At 64.8% G+C, this 16,094-nt stretch carries 17 protein-coding genes; 8 read left to right on the top strand and 9 right to left on the bottom strand.

Annotated elements, in window-relative coordinates; genetic code table 11:
- The first annotated feature begins 17 nt into the window (after window positions 1-17).
- A complete protein-coding gene (locus tag FHR32_RS45735; RefSeq protein WP_281390831.1) occupies window positions 18-152 on the top strand; it encodes a hypothetical protein in 135 nt (44 codons plus the stop codon).
- On the opposite strand, the gene FHR32_RS04615 is transcribed toward FHR32_RS45735, so the two are convergent.
- The 4 genes from FHR32_RS04615 to FHR32_RS04600 all read right to left on the bottom strand — a co-directional run bounded on the left by FHR32_RS04615 (window position 149) and on the right by FHR32_RS04600 (window position 2,584).
- Window positions 149-652: a hypothetical protein gene (locus FHR32_RS04615; protein ID WP_184753152.1), complete on the bottom strand. Its 504-nt coding sequence runs from the start codon at window positions 650-652 to the stop codon at window positions 149-151. The two genes, FHR32_RS45735 and FHR32_RS04615, sit on opposite strands and share 4 nt — an antisense overlap.
- Window positions 653-934: 282 nt before the next feature.
- The gene (locus FHR32_RS04610) at window positions 935-1,144 is read right to left on the bottom strand and encodes a hypothetical protein (RefSeq protein WP_184753151.1); all 210 of its coding nucleotides are present in this window, start codon (window positions 1,142-1,144) and stop codon (window positions 935-937) included.
- 25 nt (window positions 1,145-1,169) lie between these two features.
- Window positions 1,170-2,015 carry a DUF4097 family beta strand repeat-containing protein gene (locus FHR32_RS04605; RefSeq protein ID WP_184753150.1) on the bottom strand — a complete coding sequence of 282 codons (846 nt, stop codon included), beginning with the start codon at window positions 2,013-2,015 and terminating at the stop codon, window positions 1,170-1,172.
- Between the two features lie 47 nt (window positions 2,016-2,062).
- The gene (locus tag FHR32_RS04600) at window positions 2,063-2,584 is read right to left on the bottom strand and encodes a hypothetical protein (RefSeq protein WP_246465974.1); all 522 of its coding nucleotides are present in this window, start codon (window positions 2,582-2,584) and stop codon (window positions 2,063-2,065) included.
- Window positions 2,585-2,709: 125 nt separating this feature from the next.
- Between FHR32_RS04600 and FHR32_RS04595 the strand changes: the two genes are divergently transcribed.
- Window positions 2,710-2,898: a hypothetical protein gene (locus FHR32_RS04595; protein WP_221465260.1), complete on the top strand. Its 189-nt coding sequence runs from the start codon at window positions 2,710-2,712 to the stop codon at window positions 2,896-2,898.
- Window positions 2,899-2,928: 30 nt separating this feature from the next.
- Here the strand turns inward: FHR32_RS04595 and FHR32_RS04590 are convergent, their stop codons facing one another.
- Window positions 2,929-3,438 carry a GNAT family N-acetyltransferase gene (locus FHR32_RS04590; protein WP_246465971.1) on the bottom strand — a complete coding sequence of 170 codons (510 nt, stop codon included), beginning with the start codon at window positions 3,436-3,438 and terminating at the stop codon, window positions 2,929-2,931.
- Window positions 3,439-3,725: 287 nt separating this feature from the next.
- Here FHR32_RS04590 and FHR32_RS04585 point away from each other — a divergent pair, with 287 nt between their 5' ends.
- From FHR32_RS04585 to FHR32_RS04575, 3 genes are all read left to right on the top strand, one after another.
- Window positions 3,726-4,229 (top strand): alcohol dehydrogenase catalytic domain-containing protein, encoded by a 504-nt coding sequence (locus FHR32_RS04585; RefSeq protein ID WP_246466517.1) that lies wholly within the window; start codon window positions 3,726-3,728, stop codon window positions 4,227-4,229.
- An 87-nt stretch (window positions 4,230-4,316) separates the two neighbouring features.
- Window positions 4,317-4,481 carry a 50S ribosomal protein L33 gene (gene rpmG / locus FHR32_RS04580; RefSeq protein ID WP_184753147.1) on the top strand — a complete coding sequence of 55 codons (165 nt, stop codon included), beginning with the start codon at window positions 4,317-4,319 and terminating at the stop codon, window positions 4,479-4,481.
- Between the two features lie 2 nt (window positions 4,482-4,483).
- Window positions 4,484-4,756: a type B 50S ribosomal protein L31 gene (locus tag FHR32_RS04575; RefSeq protein WP_184753146.1), complete on the top strand. Its 273-nt coding sequence runs from the start codon at window positions 4,484-4,486 to the stop codon at window positions 4,754-4,756.
- A gap of 33 nt (window positions 4,757-4,789) precedes the next feature.
- Here FHR32_RS04575 and FHR32_RS04570 read toward each other — a convergent pair whose 3' ends face one another.
- The 3 genes from FHR32_RS04570 to FHR32_RS04560 form a co-directional block, all read right to left on the bottom strand.
- Complete coding sequence (locus tag FHR32_RS04570; RefSeq protein ID WP_184753145.1) at window positions 4,790-5,878, bottom strand: lytic polysaccharide monooxygenase auxiliary activity family 9 protein; 1,089 nt, start codon at window positions 5,876-5,878, stop codon at window positions 4,790-4,792.
- Between the two features lie 455 nt (window positions 5,879-6,333).
- A complete protein-coding gene (locus tag FHR32_RS04565; RefSeq protein ID WP_184753144.1) occupies window positions 6,334-7,113 on the bottom strand; it encodes a transposase family protein in 780 nt (259 codons plus the stop codon).
- A 188-nt stretch (window positions 7,114-7,301) separates the two neighbouring features.
- Window positions 7,302-7,850 carry a hypothetical protein gene (locus FHR32_RS04560; protein WP_184753076.1) on the bottom strand — a complete coding sequence of 183 codons (549 nt, stop codon included), beginning with the start codon at window positions 7,848-7,850 and terminating at the stop codon, window positions 7,302-7,304.
- A 206-nt stretch (window positions 7,851-8,056) separates the two neighbouring features.
- Between FHR32_RS04560 and FHR32_RS04555 the strand changes: the two genes are divergently transcribed.
- Window positions 8,057-13,546 carry a golvesin C-terminal-like domain-containing protein gene (locus tag FHR32_RS04555; RefSeq protein WP_184753143.1) on the top strand — a complete coding sequence of 1,830 codons (5,490 nt, stop codon included), beginning with the start codon at window positions 8,057-8,059 and terminating at the stop codon, window positions 13,544-13,546.
- A 1-nt stretch (window position 13,547) separates the two neighbouring features.
- Window positions 13,548-13,907, top strand: coding sequence for a hypothetical protein (locus FHR32_RS04550; protein WP_184753142.1), 360 nt, complete (start codon window positions 13,548-13,550; stop codon window positions 13,905-13,907).
- An 814-nt stretch (window positions 13,908-14,721) separates the two neighbouring features.
- On the opposite strand, the gene FHR32_RS44030 is transcribed toward FHR32_RS04550, so the two are convergent.
- Entirely contained in the window at window positions 14,722-15,288 is a 567-nt protein-coding gene (locus FHR32_RS44030) for a group II intron maturase-specific domain-containing protein (RefSeq protein WP_184753141.1), read from the bottom strand.
- 224 nt (window positions 15,289-15,512) lie between these two features.
- Between FHR32_RS44030 and FHR32_RS04540 the strand changes: the two genes are divergently transcribed.
- Window positions 15,513-16,061 (top strand): hypothetical protein, encoded by a 549-nt coding sequence (locus FHR32_RS04540; RefSeq protein ID WP_184753076.1) that lies wholly within the window; start codon window positions 15,513-15,515, stop codon window positions 16,059-16,061.
- The last annotated feature ends 33 nt before the right edge of the window (window positions 16,062-16,094 follow it).

Here is a 16,094-nt window from a genome sequence, read left to right as displayed (position 1 = left end):
GTCCATGATCATAATCAGTGGATGCTCCGCGTTTCAGGCGTTTCGGATCTTTCGGCGCCTCGCGCTACGCCAAACACGCCGTCCTCTACCGCGTGCGGATCCTGCTCATCGCGGCCCTGACCTGGCTCGATGATTCGCAGGACAGGCTCTAGACGAAGTACGGCAGCCGGTTCAGGCGGATGAGGCTGACGACGAACCAGATGTAGACCACGAAGCCGATGATCCCGCTGATGATCACGATCCCTCCCGGTCCGCCGACGACGAGGACGGCGACGGCCAGGATCTGGACGATCGCCTCGGTCAGCCGGATGACGTTGAACGTCTGTGCGGTGGAGATGTCGCCGCGAGCCTGTGCCCGTCGCATGACCACCGTGGCGATGAGCCACACGGTGAGCAGGGAGACGACGGTGTAAACCGTCGTGATCAGCGCCGCCCGGGTGGGCCCGAAGAGGAGGAGGATGGAGACCAGGCAGGCGACGACCGCGCTGACCTTGGCGCCGGCGAAACCGCGGTCCACGGTCGTCTCCAGCCGGGAGAGCCCCGACGCGACGGCCGCCCATCCGACGGCATCGACGAGAAGGTCGAAACCATTGATGCGGATGGCGATGAACGTGACGAGAAATCCCAGGGCGACTTGTGAAATAGGGGGCACGCCGGTCAGCATTGCATAAGTCGCTATTCGCGGGAAAGGTATGTTTCTGGGGCTGGCATGCGGTGCTGCCGGTGTCGATCGGACCTTACGGCTGTGGAACGTGAGCCGGCCCCTGACCCCTTTGCGTCCTCCCGCGCCATCGCATGCCGCCCATTCACGTATGCGGAATGGGGGCGTTATGCGGCTGAAGGGGATTTTCGACGGGCAAGCTCAGAAAGCTCGACGCGTCCGTTGCCTCGGCGAAGTAATGCGGGGACGACGGCCGCTTGACGGACACCGGGTTCAGGCGGTCGTCGGCCTGCGGGGGGTGGGGCGGGAGCCGTATCCGCCGGTGGGTGCCGGGCTGATCCGGTCGGCGAGCCCGTGGAGGGCCTGGGCCGCCCAGCGGCGGGTGACACCGGGACGCTTCGGCAGCCCGCGCCAGACCTCGGCCTCGGCGATCAACTCGGCGTGCCGCTGCCGGCACCAGGTGTAGGTCTGCAGGTCGTTCATGGTGAACCTTCCCTCTGTGAGTGTTCTATGCGTGTGCGCGGATGATGGAGATGTCGCCGGACAGGGTCCGAACGTGGATCTCCGCCTTCGCTCCGTCGTCGGCGGGCCGATCGCTCTGTTCGAGGGAGGAGGCGACCCTGCCGGAGAGCGAGGAGACGTCGAGCCACGCGCTGGTGCCCGCGGCGACACCGATCCTGACGTCGCCCGAGGCGGTGGTCACCGAGACGGCTCCGGCGGTGATCGACTCGACGGTGACATCGGCCGACGCGCCCTTCACCTGGACGGACTCGCCGGCTCCGCCGATCCGGACATTCCCGGAGGCCGACTTGACGGTGGCGCCGCCGCCGACCACGCCGAGGTCGAGGTCGCCCGAGGCGGTGACGATCTCCGCCTTGCCGTACACCTCGCGCAGGCGGATGTCTCCGGACGAGGACTTCAGGCGGACGTCACCCCCGGTGACGTCGCAGATGACGTCACCACTGGCCGTATTGACGTCAAGTGTGGCGCAATGGCTGATCCGCGTGTCGCCGGAGGCCGTCCTGACGGAGACCTCGCCCAGTGGCCCGGCCATCCGGGCGTCGGCCGAGGCGGTCTTGAAGTCGACCCGTGACCCCTCCGGCAGGCCGATGAGGACCTCCAGCCTGGGGCTGCGGCCCATCGACAGAGGGCGCTCGGGCGTCTCGACGTGGATGGTGCCGTTGACGTATTCGACCCGGGTGTCGGCGGCGAGTTGGACGTCGGCGGATCTGGACGGGTTGGCGGGCCGTACCTCGACCACGGCGTCCTCGCGCTGTGTGGCCGTGATGTCGAGATCGCCTGCGGGGAACTTCACGTGGAGGGTGACGGGGCCTGAGGTCGGGAATGCGGGCACGGCGAGATCTCCTTCAGGGGGTTGCGGGGGTCTTGAGGTTGTGGGGGTCAGCGGACCCAGCCGCTGATGCGCTTTCCGATGACGGGCGCGCGGGGTCCGCGGGGCTCACGCGGGGTCTCGGTCAGGGCCGTCGAGACCGCCCTGACCAGCCAGGCGTTGACGGAGACGCCCTCCACGCCGGCGGCCTCCTCGATCTGGGCCTTCAGCGGCTCGGGCAGCCGCAGCGTGACGCGTGCGGTGCCCGCGTCACCGGGAGGCAGGGGCGGCTCGGGGGGAGCGGGGGGAGCGGGAGGCGGGGGCGGGCCCGGCGAGGTGAAGGCGTCCGCCGGTGGCGGAGTCACCACGAACTCAAGCTCGCGACTGCGGATCCGCACCTCGACGGAGCCCGGTGCGAGCTCCCGGGTGACCTCGTCGGCGGCGGCGGAGAGCGCGTCGATGAGAGTGAGCCTGACAGCGGAGTCCAGTGCCGTCGTGAGGTTCTCCACGGCGGCCCGGGTCTCGGCGTCGGCGACCGCCGCCGACGCGGCCAGCGCGCGGCGGAGATTCTCGACGAAGGGCGTGACGTCCATACGCATCACTATGACGTCATTTTGACGTCATTGCAACCCTAGGTGACGTCATCGTTGAATTCGACGGGCGGCTACGGCATGCCGGCGGGCGTGCCGCCTGCGGCTACGCCAACCTGGTGGCCGGCGTGCCGGGATGCACCGTCAAGCATGACGAGCAGTCGGTGGCGACCTTCTGCTGCACCGGCAACGGCGGCCAGCGGTGGACCTTCGACGACACCTGGTCGATCGGGAAGAAGACCGCATGGTTGCGGAGCAAGAACCTGCTCGGAGCGGCTTATGAAACCGCTGGACACACCAGCGTCCTCACCCGCTGATAATGCGCCTTCTCCGCTCGGCGAGGGGGCTCAGTCCAGCAGTTCGCCCTCCAGCAGGGTCATGAGGAACATGTCGTGCCACTCGCCGTCACGGCGGAACGCGTCGCGCCGCCTGCCGTCCTTGACGAAGCCGACCTTCTCGTAGACCCGGATCGCCCCGGTGTTCTCGGCGACGGCCCAGAGCGTGATCGAGTGCAGCCGCATCTTGTCGAAGCCGTACCGGCAGATCTCCCGGGTGGCGTCGGTGGCGTAGCCCTTACCCCAGAACTCCTTCTCGCCGATGTAGATGTCGAGCTCCGCGTTGCCGATCTCCGGCTGGGTGTCGCCCAGCCGGACGAGCCCGATGAGCCGGCCCTCGTCCAGTGTCTCGATCCCAAGGAGGACGTTGTCGTAGGAGTTGGTCGCGCGTCCCTCGCAGCGCTCGACGACCTGGGCGAGTGTCTGCGGGTAGCCGTCGTTCATCCAGCGCATGACTTCGGGGTCGCTGTTCCACCGCCACAGGGATTCCGCTTCGGACGGCTCCATCGGTCGCAGTCGCATGAGTTTTCCCGCCAGCAAGAATTCGCTCCGTCCGGTTGATGACTTACAGGATCGAACAGCTGTCTAGCAGTTCGGTATTAAACGGTTCAATCGGTTTATTTAGGGGTGAGAGGAGAAGCAATGGGCCCGGCCGGATAGGTGCCACCGCGTTCAACGGCCGCACAGGGCGCGGAGGTGGAGCGCGTCGATCCGTTCCGGCTGGAAGGCGATGCCGTACGGCCGGGCCTTCACGGGGCGGCAGGTCGGTTTCCCGGCACATCCGGGCGCTTGCCACACTGGTCGTCGTGATGAAGGGTGTCCAGTCGCAACTTCCCGAGGTCATGCCGGCGGCCTACGTCACCGCGCTGGGCGGACCGGAGTCGATCACATTCGGCGAGCTTCCGGTCCCCGTTCCGGGCCCCGGCGAGGTGCTGGTCGAGGTCGAAGTCCTCACGGTCAACCCGGTGGACACGCTGGTCCGGTCGGGGAGCTATCCCACCCCGACCCCTTTCCCGTTCGTGGTCGGCCGGGATCTGGCCGGCGCCGTACGCCTCACCGGCTCGCCAGAGTCGCCCTTCCGGCCCGGTGACCGGGTCTGGTGCAACAGTCTCGGCCATGGCGGCCGACAGGGATCGTTCGCGGGGTTCGCCGTCGTGCCCGCCGACCGTCTCTACCCGCGGCCGCGGACGCCCATCGGCGGATCGAGTCGGGCGGGGTACGGGGACGTCTCATCCTGCGACCTTGAAGCGGAGGGATGTCGCGGATACGGGCATGCCGGGCGACCCGTGACGGGGAAGACACCGGGGGAGTGAAGACGGGTCCTCCGGGCGGGAATGCCGCAGGAATGGAAATGGTTATCGTCCTCGTCGCATGGTCCGCCAACCCGGGAGGAGCCAGAGATGGCCAAAAACGAGCTACGCCCCGTGATCAAGCTTCGGTCGACCGCGGGCACCGGCTACACCTACGTGACCCGCAAGAACCGGCGGAACGACCCTGACCGGCTCACGCTCACCAAGTACGACCCGATCATCCGCGAGCACGTCCCGTTCCGAGAGGACCGATAACCATGAAGCAGGCAATCCACCCCGGTTACCGCCCGGTCGTCTTCCGCGACCCGAGTGCGGACTTCGCCTTCCTCACCCGTTCGACCGTGACCGGTGACAAGACCGTCGAGTGGGAGGACGGCAACGTCTACCCGGTGGTCGACGTCGACGTCTCGTCCGCGAGTCACCCCTTCTACACCGGCCGCGGCAGGGTGCTCGACACCGCCGGTCGCGTGGAGCGCTTCAAGCAGCGCTACGGCAAGCAAGGCCGACAGGCTCTCCTCAGCCACAGGTGATCTGGGTGAAGGCCGGCCGGGACCCGGCCCCTTTCAGGGGCTGGTGCAGGTGAGGGCGGGAGAACCGCTGGTCCCCCCGCCGGTGAATCCGAATGTGGTCGAGCCATTGGGCGCCACGGTCCGGTTCCAGTCGGCGTTCTTGGCGGTGACGGCGGATCCTGAGGCGGTGTACGTGCCGTTCCACAGGCTGGTGATGCTGCTGCCGCTGCCGAGCGTCCACTTCACCGTCCAGCCGTTGAGGCTGGAGGTACCGGGGTTGGCCACGGTCACCTCGGCCTGGAACCCGCCCTGCCAGGAGTTGACGGTCCGGTAGGTGGCGGTGCACCCGCTCCCGCCCGGAGTGGGCGTCGGAGTGGGGGTTGGTGTCCCCGTCGGCGTCACCGTGGGGGTGGGCGTCGGGGTGGGCGTCGGCCCCGGCCGGCCGACGCCGGTCACCTCTCCCTTGCCGCCGTCGAAGACGACGTCGGAGCAGTTGTAGAAGGTCTCGGTGCTGTCGGACCGCTTCCAGACCGAGTAGACGATGTGGCGGCCGGACTTGCCCGAGGGCAGCGTGGCGTTCCAGTAGTAGTTGGCGTCGTTGGTGCCCGGGGAGCCGACGCTGTCCGGGTGATCGGCGGTGTGGAAGGGCTGCGACTCAAGGTCGCCCCAGGTGAGTGCCCGGTTGGGGTTCCACCCGTCCTTGGTGATGTAGAGGTAGAACCAGCCGGGATGGGCGGCCCACTTGTTGTACTTGAACTGGATCTGAGATCCGGAGGTCAGGTGGGTTACCGGCCAGTCGGCGTTCGGCAGGTCGAACCCGCTGTATCCGGGGTTGCCGCCGCTGCACGCCTGGCCGTCGGGGATGAACCCCGAGGTCCGCCCGGCGCCGTCGGACCGCAGGACGCTGAACCAGTTGTACAGCGAGTTGGCCCCGCTCTGGTCCACCGCCGCCTGGCAGGCGGGGTTGATGGGGATGATCTGCCCCGTCGACGACAGGCCGTCCTGCCAGCAGAAGTAGGTGCGGCTGCCCGGCACCATCATGGCGCCGTGCGCTGAGGCCGGGCCGGGCACGAGAACGACGGCGAGCAGGGTGGACATGAGCGCGACCGCGGCGGCGACAGCGATACTTCGCCATTTACTCACAGAACTACCCTCCCTTTCGGAGGATGACGAATTACTGATCAATGGCGGTGAGGCGCTCACGCGAAACGAACTCTAGGTCGCTGTTACCGGGGTGTAAACGGCAGGCTTTCCCTATGGTGGGCCATAAGGCATCTGTGCAGGTCAGAAAGGCGTTAAAGGGATACGGCGCATGAAACATTCAGAGGTCCCGCCGGGTCCTGACCGGCAGGCGCCTCTGGTGAGGAAAAGGATCTCGGCATGATGTCTTCACATCGGGGGAGGGGCGCTCCTGACAGGTCGAGATTCAGGGGGACGAGGCGGAGGTACGGCCCGACACCTTGGCGGGCCATCGCTTCCCCATGATGCTCGTCAATGAGATCGTTCCAACTTGAAGTTGCTGGTCAGGGGCCTGGTGTGATCCGTTGAGGGCATGCTCTGGCTGGTGGTGGGTACTGATCATGGTGGGTGATCATCGGTCAGCGGGTGTGTTCGGTGATGGCCAGGACCATCAGCGCGCGGAGCAGCTTGGTGACGTGGATGGCGTCCAGGCGGAGCTTGGTGAGGATGCGCCAGGCCTTCAACGTGGCGAAGCCGTGCTCGACGGGGGCGCGTTCGGCGCTGATGAGCCGGTTGACCTGCTTTTGCGCGGGGGTGAGGGGCCTGCCGCGGGTGGCTTTGCGGCCGGTGATGATGACCGGATTGTCGTCATCGTCGTCCAGGCCGACGAAGCCGAGGTCGGCGATAGCGCCCAGCCCGGCCTTGCGCAGGCGGGCGGTGAGGCGGTTGTGCCGGGCGGTGGTGATCTCCGATGCGCGACCAGGCCGGACGGCGGAGACCCACAGCAGGTTGCCGCGGGTGTCGGTGAGCGCCACCACGAGCAGCCCGTGGGCCTTGTGCTTGCCCGAGTAGTTCCTGCGGTTGTCGGCTCCGGTGCGGCGGCGGGTGCGGATCAGGGTGCCATCCAGCAGGACGACCTCACCACCGGCTTTGGCGATCTTCTTCAGGGCGCGGTCCAGGCGGGGTGCGCGGGCGGCGAGCAGTTCGACGGTCTCCAGCATCCAGCGTCGCACGGTGGAGGCCGAGACGTTGTTGGCGCCGGCCATGTCGGCCAGGCGCTGGTCATGGCGTAAGACGGCCAGCACGATGGTGGCGATCTTCCCGGCGGGCAGTTTCCGCCAGCGCGAGCCGATGGTCTTGAGATGAGCGCGCAGCAGGTCGGCCAGGAAGGTGAGGGTTTGGGTGGACAGCGGCAGCATGCAGGAGTAGACAGGCGAGGGCGTGTCTTCGGCGGACGTCGAAGCCTTCGACGTTGTCGATGTCGTGGTTTTGGTTGTGGTCACACGCCGCCAGGCCCCCGCCGGGGACACGCTCGGGATGTTTCACCCGGGCAGGGCCTGGCCAGGGGCTGCGGGAAGCGGCAGTGGGCGCAGTGGGCCGCCCGAGGTCAGGGGGCGAACGCGCCGCTGGGGGTCTTGCGCAGCCAGCCCCGCTCGGCCAGCCGGTTCAGCTTGGCCCGCACGCCTTCGACCTGCCCCGATTCGGTGGAAAGGCTGAGCTGGGCGCAGATCGCCTTGCAGATGAGGGGGCCGTCGGCGGCGCGTACCGCGGCCAGTAGCGCCTGGTAGTCGGCGGGCAGCTCATCAGTGCCGGCAGCGTGGTGACGGTGCGGGATCAGCAAACCGCCGGGCACGGGCACGGACGCGGGTACGGGTACGGGTATGGGGCGCAGCTCTATCCCCTGGGAGGCCTGCTCTGCTGCCTGGGCTGGGGTGAGCATCACCTGGTAGAACGGCGTCGGCTCACCGCCGGGCTCGCCGGGTGCGTTGAGCTGCTCGGCGGGATCGTCGGCGAGGAGTTCCTTGACCACCTGCTCGGCCACACGCAGCCGGTCCATCTCGTCTTCGGTCTCGGCCAGTTGCTCGCGCAACCGATCGGCGTGCGTGCCCAGCGCGACCAGGCGCATGGTGATGCGCTCCAGCAGCGGCGACGACATGGCTTCCCCCGGCCGACAAGACAACGATTACCTGGCGAGATCACCAGGACACGGACGATAACGACCCCAGGCCGGGCAGCGCAGACGAAAGCCGGAAGATCCACATTTGCCCCCGGCGGACGATCGAGACCCATGATCCCAGCCGTCTACCAGGAGAGAGCACACTCAACACCGCCAGGCCACCCCCTCCGACCTGCGAGGACAGGATGGAACTAGCTCAGTTCTTCTACGACGACGAGGGGTTCCAGTCGGCGATCGTCGACAAGAACGGCAACACCATGTCGTTCACCTACGAACGCCGTAAGTCCAACAACAAGCCGACCAAGTTCCTGACCTACATCACCGACGCCGCCGGGCGGCGCACCCTGACCCTGAACTACTACAAAAAGGGCCAGGACTACACCTACATCAACGACGCCGGGACCGAGGTCAACGACACCAAGCTGACCAACCCGCACATCATCGACACCGTGGAGTCGATCACCGACATCGCCGAACGAAAGGTCACCTTCACCTACAGCGACAAGGGCCTGATGGCCAAGATGGTCGACGGCGCCGGCGATCCCGAGGCCAAGACGTTCCGCTTCACCTACGACGCCACTCAGGGCAACAAGAACGTCAAGCTCGTGGCGGTGAAGGACCCGCGGGGCACCAGCACGAATCCGCAGGGCAACACCACGAAGCTGAAGTATTACGAGGCGCCGGTCGACCCCAAGGACAAGTGGAAGATCGAAACGCTCACCGACCGGTTGGGCGGGGTGACGAAGTTCGACTACGTCGATCCCGACGGCCCGCAGGGCGGCATCATCCACGCCACGGTCACCGACCCGTTGCAGCACGCCACCACATACGTGCTGGACGCCTACGGCCGGCCGGAGTCGATCACCAACGCCAAGAACGAGACCACCGCGCTGGAGTGGGACCCCGATCACAACGTCAAGACGCTGACCGAGGCCAACGGCGCGTTCGCCACCTGGAAGTTCGATCAGAAGACCGGCTACCCGCTGGAACTCAAAGACGCCGAGGCCACCCACAACAACACCGCCCCCACGGTGCTGGGCTATCAGAGCTTCCTGAACGGCTACGTCGCCGACCTGACCGCCAAGACGTCCCCCGAGGGCCGTAAGTGGAACTTCGGCTATGACGCCAAGGGCAACCTCAAGACGGTCACCGACCCGCTCGGCGTCGCCTCGGAGGCGGCCGGGGACTACACCACCTCCTACGACTACGACCCGCTCGGCCAGCTGACCAAGAGCACCGACGCCAACGACAACCCCACCAGCTACGGCGACTACCACCCCACCGGCTACCCGGAGAAGATCACCGACGCGTACAACAACGCCACGGTGACGTCGTATGACGTGCGCGGCAGCGTAACCTCGGTGACCGACGCGCTGGGCAAGAAGACCACCCAGACCTACGACATCTTCACCCGGCCACTGGAGAGCAAGACTCCCAAGGACCAGGACACCGGGAAGTTCATCACCACTCCGGCCCCGGTCTACGACCGCAACGACAACATCACCAAGGCGACCGCGCCCAACGGGGCGGTCTCGACCGCGATCTACGACGACGCCGACCAACTGCTGGAGTCGTTGCTACCGAAGGACACCGAGAACGGGCCGGAGCGTAAGGCGTCCTTCACCTACGACCTGGCCGGCAACCTCAAGACGCAGACCGAGCCGAAGGGCAACCTCACCACCGAGGCGGGCGACTTCACCACCACGTATGTGTATGACCCGATCTACCAGCTGACCGACGTGCTCAACGCCGCCCAGCACAAGATCACCTACACCTACGACAACGTCGGCAACATCACCAAGGTCGTCGACCCGCGGAAGAACGCCACCGCGGATGCCGGCGACTACACCACCATCTCCACCTACGACCGCAACCACCGCCTCACCAAGGTCAAAGACGCGGCCGGGCACGAGACCAGTAGCGAAGTCGACCTGGACGGCCTGGTCAAGACCACCACCGACGCCGAGGGCAACACCACCCTCATCACGTCGGACAAGCGCGGCGCGGTGACCGAGACCAAGGTCCCGCACTCGGCCACCGACGGGACGATCAAGTACACCACCACGCAGTTCGTCTACGACCAGGTCGGCAACCGCACCAAGGTCATCACCCCGCGCGGGGTGGAGACCACCGACGATGCGGCCGACTTCATCGCCGAAACCAAATACGACAAGCTCAACCGCCCGGCCGAGGAGATCTTCCCGTTCGACTCCGACGATCCGAAGTACAACACCCCCGACTCGGTGAAGTACGCCTACGACCAGGTGTCCCGGCTGAAGGAGGTCTCCGCGCCGCCCTCGCACGGGCAGAGCATCCGCAACATCACCACGATGACCTACTGGGACAACGGCTGGTCCAAGACCACCACCGACCCGTGGGACATCAAGACCACCTACGACTACAACACCCTCGGAGCGCAGACCAACCGCACTGTCACCAGCGCGGGCGGCTCCTCCCAGCGGGCACTGGACTGGTCCTACTTCCCCGACGGCAAGCTCAAGACCCACTCCGACGACGGCGCCCCGCTCGGCCTGGACGTGGTGCTGGACGACAACTCCGACACCGGTCAGGTCACCGCGACCGGCTCCTGGACCACCATCGGCACCAACAGCGGCACCGGTTTGGCGGCCACGGTCGAGCCGGGGACCGGGTTCACCGGTTATGACTACGCCATCGCCCCGGCTGGCACCGGTTCGTCGTCCTTCACCTGGAACCTCACCACCCCGTCCGCCGGAAAGTACAAGGTTGAAGTCAAGTACCCCACTGGCGCGACCGCGTCGAACGCCAAGTACACGATCAAGCACGACGGCGGCCAGGCGACCGCCACCATCGACCAGACCACTCGCGCGGGTGAGTGGGTCAGCCTGGGCGAGTTCGCCTTCACCGAGGGCAACACCCACTCCGTCACGCTGACGGATGAGGCCAACGGCACCGTCGCCGCCGACGCGGTCAAGCTGGTGCGCGACACCACCGGCACCACCGACACCGAAAAGAAGGACTTCGCCTACACCTACGACCCCAACGCCAACCTGACCCTCCTTGAGGACCGCTCGCCCACCGCGAAGATCGACACCTGGGACATCGCCTACACCGGCCTCAACCAGGTCGATCGGATCCTCGAAAAGCTCAACAGCGTGGTGAAGAACACCACCGGCTACACCTACAACGAAAACAGCGCCGTCACCGAGCGCACCCACGACAAGACGCTGGCCACCTACCGCTACGACGTCCGCGACCTGGTCGACCAGATCGTCAACAAGAAGTCGGCCACCGACACCGGCCCGAAGACCACCTCCTACACCTACACGCCCAAGGCCGAACGCCTCACCGAGACCAAGGCCAACGGCAACACCGTCACCTACGACTACTTCCTCGACAGCCTGCTGCGCCACAGCATCGAAAAGAAGCCCAACGCCACGGTGGTCTCCGAGCACACCATCGGCTACCAGGGCAACCTGCACCGGGCTCGCGACCTGGCGAAAATCCAGAACGCCGACAACCCCGGCGCCTACCTGGAAAACGACTACACCTACACCTACGACCCCCGCGACCGGATCGCCAAATCGGTCAAGACCCCCATCGGCGGTGGCGCCGCGGAGACCGACACCTACAGCCACGACGCCAACAGCAACGTCTACGACCAGACAGTCCAGGGCAAGCAGACCACCTTCACCTTCGACCGCAACCGGCTGATGACCTCAACCGCCGCCGGGGCCACCTCCACCTTCAACTACGACCCCTACGGCCGGCTGCGTACCATCACCGGCGGCGGCAAGACCCAGGAGAAGTACACCTACGACGGCTTCGACCACGTCGTCAAACACGAAAAACTCGGCGACGCGGGAAGTACCGTCACCACCTACACCTACGACCCGCTGGACCGCACCACCACCAAGACCGAGAAGACCGGCACCGCGAGCGCGAAGACCACCGCCTACTCCTACCTCGGTCTGTCGGCCGAAGTCCTGGACGAGGAAGTCGCCGGGAAACTCACCCGCTCCTTCCAATACAGCCCCTGGGGCGAGCGACTGTCGCAGGTGAAGATCAAGACCGACGGCGGCGAGGAATCCTCCTACTACGGCTACAACGCCCACACCGACGTCGAAACCCTCACCTCCGAAACCGGTGACACCCGCGCCACCTACGGCTACACCGCCTACGGATCCAACGACGACAAACTCTTCACCGGCGTCGACAAACCCGACCCCGTCGACCCCACCGCCAAGGAGGAGTACAACCCCTACCGCTTCAACGCCAAGCGCTGGGACAACTCCACCGGCATGTATGACATGGGGTTCCGCGACTACAACCCCGGCCTCAACCGCTTCCTCACCCTCGACTCCTACAACGGCGCCCTCGCCGATCTGTCCCTCGGCACCGACCCCTGGACGTCCAACCGCTACGCCTTCACCGGCGGCAACCCCATCACCGGCATCGAACTCGACGGCCACATGCCCGACGCAGCGGGAATCCCCTGCGGAAATCCCGGCGGCGCAGCCTGTAACCCGTCTACATCAAGTCTCAGCAAAAACGTCAATCTGCCTGACGATGTTCTGACGGAAAAGGTAATATCCCAGCGCAAGCCCGTCAGAGAACTCTTCGCCCCCTATGCGGTAACTCCCGATTACAAGGCGCCGGGCGATCCGGCTAATGTGCGGGCTCTCGGAAGTGCGGCGTGGAACACAGCCTGGTCATTCTTTGTAGACGACTATGTCGAATGCGCCAGGAGTGACGCCGAAGCGTGTGCATGGGCCTTCGCAGAAACCATCACCGCTGGCATCGGCAAGATCGCATCAATGATTGCCGAGGCCAGCCGGGTCGCGCGCACGGTCAAGGGGATCTCAAAGGCCTGCCCCCAAAGCTTCGTGCCCGGCACTGAAGTCCTCATGGCCGACGGCACCCGCAAACCGATCGAGGACGTCAAGGTCGGCGACAAGGTGCTGGCCACCGACCCGGAAACCGGCAAAACCGAAGCCAAGCCCGTCATCGCCCTAATCACCGGCGAGGACGACAAGAACCTCGTCCAGATCACCGTCGACACCGACGGCAAGAAGGGTGGCAAGTCAGGCCTGGTCATCGCCACCGAGATCCACCCCTTCTGGGTACCCGCACTGCACAAATGGGTCAACGCCAAGGATCTCAAGCCCGGCATGTGGCTACGGACCGCCGCTGGCACCCACGTCCAGGTCGCATCGATCAAAAAATGGAGTGCCTACCAGCGAGTCCATAACCTCACCATCGCCGACATCCACACGTACTACGTGCAGGCAGGCGCTGCGCCGATCCTCGTCCATAACTCGGGCGGCTGTGGTGAAGTGGCTCTCGGCATCAGAAAAGAAGGCGATCTCCGCAATTTTGCGGATTCACGCGAACTCACTCACTTCCTCGACAAAACTAGAGACGAGGCGCTTGGATCCGTGCGAGATGTAGCCTTTTACAAGCCGGGGAATAGAATTCATATTAACCTCGATGGCTTCGATCACGCGGACGATGCGGCCCTCGCCTTTAAGTCGGCGTACAATCGAGGTGGCGGTGACAACTGGTTCACAACGGAGCGTGAGATGAGAATCGTCGGAGACTCGGTACGGAGGGGCTACCGGGACTGGAGCAGTATAACCTTCTACCGCAATGGGAAGGTAGTGGATGTCCCACTCCCTGAATTTTTGGGAGAGTGAGATGACAAAGATCGCTGCTTGGGTGCGGGAGTTCCGGCTCTGGCACTACACCGTGAGCTATTCACAGCTCCTGTTAAGAAGCATCGATATAAACGATTCTACCAAACGAATCGATCTGCTTTTTAGTAACGTCGAGCGAATGCAGGTCAGCTCTGAATACAATCGCCTAACTCTCGAAGAGTTCGCTTCATCAACCGATCCCAAGTTGTCAGAATTCGGCATCCGAGAGCCGGAGTTTGGAAAAATATTCCTGATCAACGGCGGTCCCGACTTTGTGACTGCTACCCATTGCCAGTGGCATGAGGACAACGGTGATGCGCGTTCGCCTTCGAAGTTTGGGCCCCTTCGAGGAATTGATTAGAAGACGATCGGCCGAATAGGTGGGCAAATCTCTAGACGACGGCGGACATATGAAAAGGGTCGCAAGGCGGCGGTCCCTATGCCTATGTGACTAGCCTTGTTGCCGTTAGCGTTGTCCGTCAATCTGTGAGGGCGGTTATAGGATCTCTATAACCGCCCTCTGAGCGTTAAATACGGGCGATTGTGCCGAGTGGTCCTAGTATGCCAGCCACATTTAGTGATCTCTGAGGCATTGTCACTGGTAGTGGCATTGGCGAGCCCGGCTCTGATGGCATAGGCGCCAGCTAGACCATCGGCGAACATGATCCTCATCGAGCGGTGGCCGGATCGGCTTTTCGCGTCCTGCCGACGCACTTCACCAACAAAACCGGAGTGACGCTAAGTCGATGAATCTTAACCGGCCTGCCGGAGAGTACGAAATGGCGCTTAAATCATTGCGGGAGCACCATCTGATGTTGGATACACTTATCGAGGGTGCCTACATTGTCAATGGACTCCCCGGTAGCGAATGCATCGCGCGATTCGGTCGCACAAAAACGGAAATTCAGAGGCTTATCGATGGCTGGCGATAATTCCGGCCATCTCGAAATCTGCCTGTGGCGGACCTGGAGCTCGTCAGATCCTGCTTCTCTGAGATCCCAGATTTCTTCTCGGATTCCGAATAAAAGTTTTGTACCGGATGGACAAAGGAAGAAGCGGGTCGCGTTTTTTCTGCCTTCCTGGAGGATCGAAAAAACGGTCGGGTGGCCGGAGGGAATCTCACCCTCCGGCTCCCACAGATCCGGACGTAAGCCTCTCGACTTATCCGGCTCCTGTCATCCAGCTCGCGCCGCTGCTGATCTCCTGAGCGCATTCCGCTTCCAGTGCGCGAAGAGCCCCGGATAAGATCTCATGATCTTCTTCAGGGTCTCCCACGCCCGACGTGGAGAGCGCCGCAGGTGCTTGTACTTCCGTCGGGCCCACCGAACGAGATACTGATCGACGTGAGACAGCACATGAGCCGCCTCCGACGGGCGAAAGCGCCCGAAGTAGACGGCCCACGGCCCGACCTTGACATTGATCAACTTGGCGATGTCCTTGAAGCTCAGGTCGCTGCGCAGGTGAAATCGCATCCGGCGTAGTTCCTGCCGGATCGCTTTGGCGCTGCTACCGCTGATGGCCGGAGAGAAGGTCGTGAACAGCGCTCCGCCCTTCTGGATGGCCATCCGCGGTTTGAAGGTGTACCCCAGGAAGTCGAACGTCACGGTGTCGTGCCTGCCGTAGCGTCCAGTCTGCTTGCAGTACACAATGCGGGTTTTGTCCGGATGCAGCTGCAACCCGCCACACTCCGCCAGTCGCCGGGCGATCGCCTCTTTCACCCTGCAGGCCTGCTGCTCGCTCACACAATGAGCTAGTTCCATCCTGTCCTCGCAGGTCGGAGGGGGTGGCCTGGCGGTGTTGAGTGTGCTCTCTCCTGGTAGACGGCTGGGATCATGGGTCTCGATCGTCCGCCGGGGGCAAATGTGGATCTTCCGGCTTTCGTCTGCGCTGCCCGGCCTGGGGTCGTTATCGTCCGTGTCCTGGTGATCTCGCCAGGTAATCGTTGTCTTGTCGGCCGGGGGAAGCCATGTCGTCGCCGCTGCTGGAGCGCATCACCATGCGCCTGGTCGCGCTGGGCACGCACGCCGATCGGTTGCGCGAGCAACTGGCCGAGACCGAAGACGAGATGGACCGGCTGCGTGTGGCCGAGCAGGTGGTCAAGGAACTCCTCGCCGACGATCCCGCCGAGCAGCTCAACGCACCCGGCGAGCCCGGCGGTGAGCCGACGCCGTTCTACCAGGTGATGCTCACCCCAGCCCAGGCAGCAGAGCAGGCCTCCCAGGGGATAGAGCTGCGCCCCATACCCGTACCCGTACCCGCGTCCGTGCCCGTGCCCGGCGGTTTGCTGATCCCGCACCGTCACCACGCTGCCGGCACTGATGAGCTGCCCGCCGACTACCAGGCGCTACTGGCCGCGGTACGCGCCGCCGACGGCCCCCTCATCTGCAAGGCGATCTGCGCCCAGCTCAGCCTTTCCACCGAATCGGGGCAGGTCGAAGGCGTGCGGGCCAAGCTGAACCGGCTGGCCGAGCGGGGCTGGCTGCGCAAGACCCCCAGCGGCGCGTTCGCCCCCTGACCTCGGGCGGCCCACTGCGCCCACTGCCGCTTC

Source organism: Streptosporangium album (genome assembly GCF_014203795.1).
Lineage (GTDB): Bacteria > Actinomycetota > Actinomycetes > Streptosporangiales > Streptosporangiaceae > Streptosporangium > Streptosporangium album.
Note: the sequence above shows the minus strand (reverse complement) of the source record. Positions and strands in the feature narration are given on the sequence as shown.

Excerpts from the sequence above, each read along its gene's own strand:
- FHR32_RS04560 (WP_184753076.1), bottom strand. The coding sequence starts at position 7,850 with ATGTCGTCGCCGCTGCTGGAGCGCATCACCATGCGCCTGGTCGCGCTG.
- FHR32_RS04585 (WP_246466517.1), top strand. The coding sequence starts at position 3,726 with ATGAAGGGTGTCCAGTCGCAACTTCCCGAGGTCATGCCGGCGGCCTAC.
- FHR32_RS04590 (WP_246465971.1), bottom strand. The coding sequence starts at position 3,438 with ATGCGACTGCGACCGATGGAGCCGTCCGAAGCGGAATCCCTGTGGCGG.
- FHR32_RS04550 (WP_184753142.1), top strand. The coding sequence starts at position 13,548 with ATGACAAAGATCGCTGCTTGGGTGCGGGAGTTCCGGCTCTGGCACTAC.
- FHR32_RS04555 (WP_184753143.1), top strand. The coding sequence starts at position 8,057 with ATGGAACTAGCTCAGTTCTTCTACGACGACGAGGGGTTCCAGTCGGCG.
- rpmG (WP_184753147.1), top strand. The coding sequence starts at position 4,317 with ATGGCCAAAAACGAGCTACGCCCCGTGATCAAGCTTCGGTCGACCGCG.
- FHR32_RS04540 (WP_184753076.1), top strand. The coding sequence starts at position 15,513 with ATGTCGTCGCCGCTGCTGGAGCGCATCACCATGCGCCTGGTCGCGCTG.
- FHR32_RS04575 (WP_184753146.1), top strand. The coding sequence starts at position 4,484 with ATGAAGCAGGCAATCCACCCCGGTTACCGCCCGGTCGTCTTCCGCGAC.
- FHR32_RS04565 (WP_184753144.1), bottom strand. The coding sequence starts at position 7,113 with ATGCTGCCGCTGTCCACCCAAACCCTCACCTTCCTGGCCGACCTGCTG.
- FHR32_RS04600 (WP_246465974.1), bottom strand. The coding sequence starts at position 2,584 with ATGGACGTCACGCCCTTCGTCGAGAATCTCCGCCGCGCGCTGGCCGCG.
- FHR32_RS04610 (WP_184753151.1), bottom strand. The coding sequence starts at position 1,144 with ATGAACGACCTGCAGACCTACACCTGGTGCCGGCAGCGGCACGCCGAG.